Source organism: Mesorhizobium sp. M4A.F.Ca.ET.022.05.2.1 (assembly GCF_003998845.1).
In the GTDB taxonomy this organism is placed as follows: Bacteria; Pseudomonadota; Alphaproteobacteria; order Rhizobiales; family Rhizobiaceae; genus Mesorhizobium.
The window spans coordinates 1-5766 of sequence record NZ_RZOJ01000382.1 but is presented as its reverse complement, the minus strand read 5'-3'; the positions used below and the strand labels follow the sequence as shown (position 1 = coordinate 5766).

The window sequence follows — 5766 nt, the reverse complement described above, 5'->3', positions numbered from 1 at the left end:
GACACCCGCCGCAGCCGGGCCTGTCGCGCCGACATTCGATGTCGTGCGCGTCGAAAGCAATGGCTCGATAGTCGTTGCCGGCAATGCGGCGCCCAATTCCAAGGTCGAGATCCTGAACGGCACGACCGTGCTCGGCTCGACCGTTGCCGGTCCGGACGGCGCCTTCGCCGTCGTCCTTGACGATCCGCTGAAGCCCGGCGACTACACCATCACGCTGCGCTCGACGACCGGCGATGTGGTGACCGCCTCGGTGCAGACCGCCGTCGTCTCGATCCCGCAGAGCCCAGCCGGCCAGGTGCTTGCCATGGTCGAGGAACCGGGCAAGCCGTCCGAACTGCTTACCGTCCCGGCACCGGAGACGAAGCCCGCGGCACCCGCCACTGGCGACCAGGCGGCCGCTCCGGCGGCCGAAGCCCCCGCTACGGCTCCGGCCGCGCCGGCCGCGGTTGAAGCCGCGCCAGCACCAGCGCCCGCTGCGCCGGGAACGCCGCCGGCGGCACCGGCGGGCGAGCCCAAGATCGTCGTCGAGGCGGTCGAGATCGACGGCAACAAGATCTTCGTCGCCGGCACGGCCGATCCCGGCCGCAAGGTGCGTGCCTATGCCAACGACATACTGCTCGGCGACGCCCAGACCTCGCCTGACGGCCATTTCCTGGTCGAAGCGGCGCGCGACATTCCGGTCGGCAGCTACACCATCCATGTCGATGCGCTCGATGCCGACGGGGTGAAGGTGGTGGCCCGCGCCGCCGTGCCCTTCGAGCGCGAGCCGGGTGAGTCGGTCGCCGCCGTGGCGCCGGCCGAGGTCAAGCCGGCGGAGGCAAAGCCCGCCGAAGCCAAACCAGCCGCGCCCGCGACAGCGGGCGAAGCGCCTGCTGCCCCGGCAGCCGAACCCGCTGCGCCTGCAACGACGGCCGAAGCGCCTGCTGCTGCTCCTGGCGCCGAAGCCCCGGCCAAGGTGGCTGCCGCGACGCCCGACGCCCCCGAGACGGTGGCGCCCAAGCTCGAACATGCCGATAGCGCCGTCATCATCCGGCGCAACGATACACTGTGGCGGATCTCGCGCCGCGTCTATGGCCACGGCGTGCGCTATTCCACCATCTATCTCGCCAACCAGGACCAGATCAGCAACCCTGACCGCATTTGGCCGGGCCAGGTGTTCAAGGTCCCGCAAAAGTCGAAGGAAGGCGAGGACGCCGACATGAAGGCGATGGGCGACCAGATGACGACGGCGCCGACGAAGACGCAGTAGGAATTCGGCGATTGGCCAATCTCCCCCCTTGTGGGGAGATGCCCGGCAGGGCAGAGGGAGCGCTGTCGCGCCAACTCCGGAAATTGCCTCCATTGCAGTGCGCAGGCGTTATACTACCCACCAGCTTAGCTTGCCCTCGCATCGTTCATCGTCTATCGCCGATGAACGATGACCGAATCCCTGACTGAACCCACCCTGGTGGGCGCTCCGCCCGGTTGCGCCCCGGACAGCCGCGCCGTCGCGGCGCGGTTCGCGGCACTTTCGCATCCGGCACGCATCGAGATCCTCAGGCATCTCGCCGCCAGCCGTTCCTGCTGCTGCCGCGAGGTGGTCGACCATCTCGACCTCGCCCAGTCCACCGTCTCGCAACATCTGAAGATACTGGTCGAGGCCGGGCTGGTCCGTTTCGAGCCCGACCGCCAGCGCTCGCGCTACGAGGTCGACCACGCGGCGCTCGCCGATGTCTCGGCGTCGCTCTCGGCGCTGGTCAAATCCTGCTGCTCCGTCGGCTAGAACAAGAAGGCAAAAAGAATGGCCGGAAAAACCGTCTCCGATTCCTCGACCCTCGCGACACTCCGCAATCTGTGGCCCTATATGTGGCCGACCGACCGGGCCGACCTGAGGGCGCGCGTCACCTGGGCGACGCTGCTCCTGGTTGTCGCCAAGGTGACGCTGGTGGCCGGCCCCTATTTCTTCAAATGGGCGACCGACGCGTTGGCTGGCGCCGCGAAGACGCCGCCGCCGCTGCCGTCCTTCCTGCTTGCGCCGGTAATGCTGGTCGTCGCCTACAATGTGCTCCGCCTCGTGCAGCTCGGCTTCAACCAGCTGCGCGACGCGCTGTTTGCCCGTGTCGGGCAATATGCGGTGCGCCAACTCGCCTTCCGCACCTTCGTCCACATGCACCAGCTGTCGCTGCGCTTCCATCTCGAGCGCCGCACCGGCGGCCTGTCGCGCATCATCGAGCGTGGCACCAAAGGCATCGAGACGATCGTGCGCTTCATCATGCTGAACACGGCGCCGACCATCCTCGAATTCGCGCTCACCGCCGGCATCTTCGCCTTCACCTACGGCTGGAAATACGTGGCCGTTGTCGCTGTCACCGTCTGGATCTATGTCTGGTTCACGGTCAAGGCGAGCGACTGGCGGATCTCGATCCGTCGCGACATGAACGACAGCGACACTGACGCCAACACCAAGGCGATCGACTCGCTGCTCAACTTCGAGACAGTCAAGTATTTCACCAATGAGGCCATGGAGGCCGAGCGCTTCGATCGCTCGATGGCGCGCTATGAGATCGCCGCCACCCGCACCTGGACCTCGCTCGGCTGGCTGAACTTCGGCCAGGGCGTCATCTTCGGCCTCGGCACCGTCATCGTCATGTGCATGTCGGCGCTGGAAGTGCAGGCCGGCACGCAGAGTGTCGGCGACTTCGTCTTCATCAACGCCATGCTGATGCAGCTTTCCGTGCCGCTCAACTTCATCGGCTTCATCTATCGCGAGATCCGCCAGGGGCTGACCGACATCGAGCACATGTTCGACCTGCTCGACGTGCGGCAGGAAATCGTCGACAGGCCGGACGCCAGGCCTTTGGTGGTCGGCGCAGGCAAGGTCGAATTCCGCGACGTGCATTTCTCCTACGATCCGAACCGCAAGATCCTGAAGGGCGTCTCCTTCGAGGTGCCGGCGGGTAAGACGGTCGCCATCGTCGGCCCATCCGGGGCCGGCAAGTCGACCGTCTCCAGGCTGCTGTTTCGTTTCTACGACGTCCAGTCCGGACAGGTGCTGATCGACGGCCAGGACATCAGGGACGTCACCCAGGAGAGCCTGCGCGCGGTGCTCGGCATGGTGCCGCAGGACACCGTGCTGTTCAACGACACCATCGCCTACAACATCCGCTATGGCCGCGTCGGGGCCAGCGAGGAGGAGGTGCGCAAGGCAGCCGAGCTCGCCCAGATCGGCCCCTTCATTCAGAAACTGCCCGAGGGCTACCGCTCGATGGTCGGCGAGCGCGGGCTGAAGCTCTCCGGCGGCGAGAAGCAGCGCGTGGCGATCGCCCGCACCATTTTGAAGGCCCCGCCGATCCTGATGCTCGACGAGGCGACCTCGGCGCTGGACACCCAGACCGAGCAGGAGATCCAGGCAGCCCTCGACCTGGTCAGCAAGGGCCGCACCACCATCGTCATTGCCCACCGCCTGTCGACGGTGATCTCGGCCGACGAGATCATCGTGCTCAAGGACGGCCAGATCGCCGAACGCGGCACTCATGCCGCGCTCCTGCGCAAGGATGGCCTCTACGCCTCGATGTGGGACCGCCAGCGCGAGGCGACCGAGGCCGAGGAGAGGCTGCGCGTCGCCCGCGAGAGCGACGAGCTGGGTGTCATCGTACGGAGAAGGACGTCGGAGGTCAGTTAGCGCCTCTTCCTTCTCCCCTTGTGGGAGAAGGTGTCGCCGAAGGCCACGGATGAGGGGTGTTCCAGCTTGGCGATATGTTGAAATCGCGGCAGCCGATCTTCCAGCACCCCTCATCCGTCTCGGCGCTGCGCGCCGATCCACCTTCTCCCACAGGAGGAGAAGGGGAAGTCGGCGCAAAATTTCCCCTTGACCTCAACCTATCTTGAGCTTGCAAACCGTCTCCGAGCCCCTGCGAAATGAGCTTTTCCCAAACGGAGACAGATCGAAATGAGCAATAAAAATCAAGGCAATGGCAGCGTGTTCCGGGTCGATAAGTTCGTCGTCCCGGTTGAAGCCCGCGAGGAGATCATCGGCAAGGTCCGGATGACCCATGAACTGCTGCGCCGGCAGGAGGGCTTCGTGCAGGATTTCCTGCTCGAGCAGTTCTCCGGGCCGGGCGAGTTCAACCTCGTCACCATCGTCGAATGGGAAGCCAGGCAGCGGTCGACAAAGTAGTGCCGATCGTCAAGGTCGCGCACGAGCGCATCGCCTTCAATCCGCAGGAGACGATCGCCCGGCTGGGTGTCCGGGCGGATATCGCCAACTATCAGCGTCTGCCCGAACTGGAGGAGGGCCAGCCCGCGCCTGGCGCGGGTGCGGCGACGCTCAGCACCTGGCCGGTGCGGGCGTCGCTGATCATGTGCTCGAAGCCACGCCATTCGGCAGCCGTGATGTAGAGTGTCCTGCCGTCAGGCCCGCCGAGCATGCAGGCAAAGCAGCCGCGATCGGCTTCGACCCTGTCGAGCTTTATGCCGCCGTCGCGCACCCTGACGCAATGCCGGTTGGGCACGTCGGCGTACCAGATGCAGCCTTCGGCATCGATGCATATGCCATCGGGATAATCGTTGCCGAGATCTGCCCAGACACGGCGGTTGGTAAGGTTGCCATCGGCCGCGATATCGAAAGCGGTCAGTCGGTTGGCGTGGGATTCGGCGACGATCAGTGTCCGGTTGTCCAGTGTCACGGCCATGCCGTTGGCGAAGGCGATGTTCTCGGCCACCTGTCGCACCTCCCCGTCCTGCGTCACCAGGACGATGGTGCCCGGTCCGAAATGCTGGCCCGCCGCCGGCGCCGGCCCGCCGCCATTGACGTAGACGTTGCCGCGCCCGTCGACCACGATCTCGTTCCACGGGCTGTTCGACAGCGGCCTGAAATCGGCATGGGTGACGAGCGTTCCATCCGTTTCCTGCCGCAGCAACAAGCCTTCCCGGCCGGATATGACAAGCAATCGTCCATCCGGCAGCCAGTCGATCGAATAGGGCAGGGTGGCCGGTATTTTGAGCATGATTTCGCTGTTGCCTTCGGCATCGATGGCAATGATCTCGCCGGTTCCCCAATTGCAGACCCACAGCCGCCCCTCATGCCAGCGCGGCGACTCGCCGAAGGCGAGGCCCTCAGTGATGACCTTGGCGTCAATTGCAGACGATTTCGGCGATGGCATTTGGCGGGCTCCCTGGTCGAGTTGTCTAGCCAAGGACGAGCGGAAAGGTCGAGTTCCGACAGCATAGGCAAAAAATATGGCTGCGCGCCGTGCCGGCGTCGCACCCAACCTCTCCCAATGTTGCGTTGCGGGCAGGGGGGCTTTCCGCTATTGAGGCCGGACCTGAAACAGGGACCGTCCCAGCCCGATGAGCATCGTCGACACGATCAAGAATACGCTCGTTCCGATCCATCGCGAGGGCTATCCGTTCATCGCCGCTTTTGGCGCAGGCACGCTCTTCCTCGGCTATTTCTCCTCGATCCTGTTTTGGATCGGGCTGATCCTGACCGCCTGGTGCGTCTATTTCTTCCGTGATCCCGAGCGCGTCACGCCGGTCGACGACCGGCTGGTGGTGAGCCCGGCCGATGGCATCATCTCGGCGGTCGGGCCGGCCGTGCCGCCGCGCGAGCTTGGCCTCGGCTCTGGCGAGATGACCCGCATCTCCGTTTTCATGAACGTCTTTTCCTGCCATGTGAACCGCGCTCCGGTGCGCGGCCGCATCACGAAGATCGAGCATCGGCCCGGAAAATTCCTCAACGCCGAGCTCGACAAGGCAAGCTCGGAGAACGAGCGCAACGGGCTGGTC

At 65.2% G+C, this 5766-nt stretch carries 5 protein-coding genes and 1 pseudogene; 5 read left to right on the top strand and 1 reads right to left on the bottom strand.

Going from position 1 to position 5766, the window contains the following annotated elements; all coding sequences use genetic code 11:
• From EN745_RS28225 to EN745_RS28210, 4 genes and pseudogenes are all read left to right on the top strand, one after another.
• A partial coding sequence (locus EN745_RS28225; RefSeq protein WP_145992168.1) for a LysM peptidoglycan-binding domain-containing protein occupies window positions 1–1249 on the top strand: 1249 nt, incomplete at its 5' end.
• A 168-nt stretch (window positions 1250–1417) separates the two neighbouring features.
• Window positions 1418–1762: a metalloregulator ArsR/SmtB family transcription factor gene (locus EN745_RS28220; protein ID WP_126055676.1), complete on the top strand. Its 345-nt coding sequence runs from the start codon at window positions 1418–1420 to the stop codon at window positions 1760–1762.
• A gap of 18 nt (window positions 1763–1780) precedes the next feature.
• Window positions 1781–3661: an ABC transporter ATP-binding protein/permease gene (locus EN745_RS28215; RefSeq protein ID WP_127422764.1), complete on the top strand. Its 1881-nt coding sequence runs from the start codon at window positions 1781–1783 to the stop codon at window positions 3659–3661.
• Window positions 3662–3928: 267 nt separating this feature from the next.
• Window positions 3929–4266: pseudogene (locus tag EN745_RS28210) on the top strand (antibiotic biosynthesis monooxygenase); the annotation flags it as partial.
• Here EN745_RS28210 and EN745_RS28205 read toward each other — a convergent pair.
• Entirely contained in the window at window positions 4248–5141 is an 894-nt protein-coding gene (locus EN745_RS28205) for an SMP-30/gluconolactonase/LRE family protein (protein WP_127422763.1), read from the bottom strand. The pseudogene EN745_RS28210 and the gene EN745_RS28205 overlap by 19 nt on opposite strands.
• Window positions 5142–5328: 187 nt before the next feature.
• On the opposite strand from EN745_RS28205, the gene EN745_RS28200 reads away from it, so the two are divergent.
• A partial coding sequence (locus EN745_RS28200; protein ID WP_145992166.1) for a phosphatidylserine decarboxylase occupies window positions 5329–5766 on the top strand: 438 nt, incomplete at its 3' end.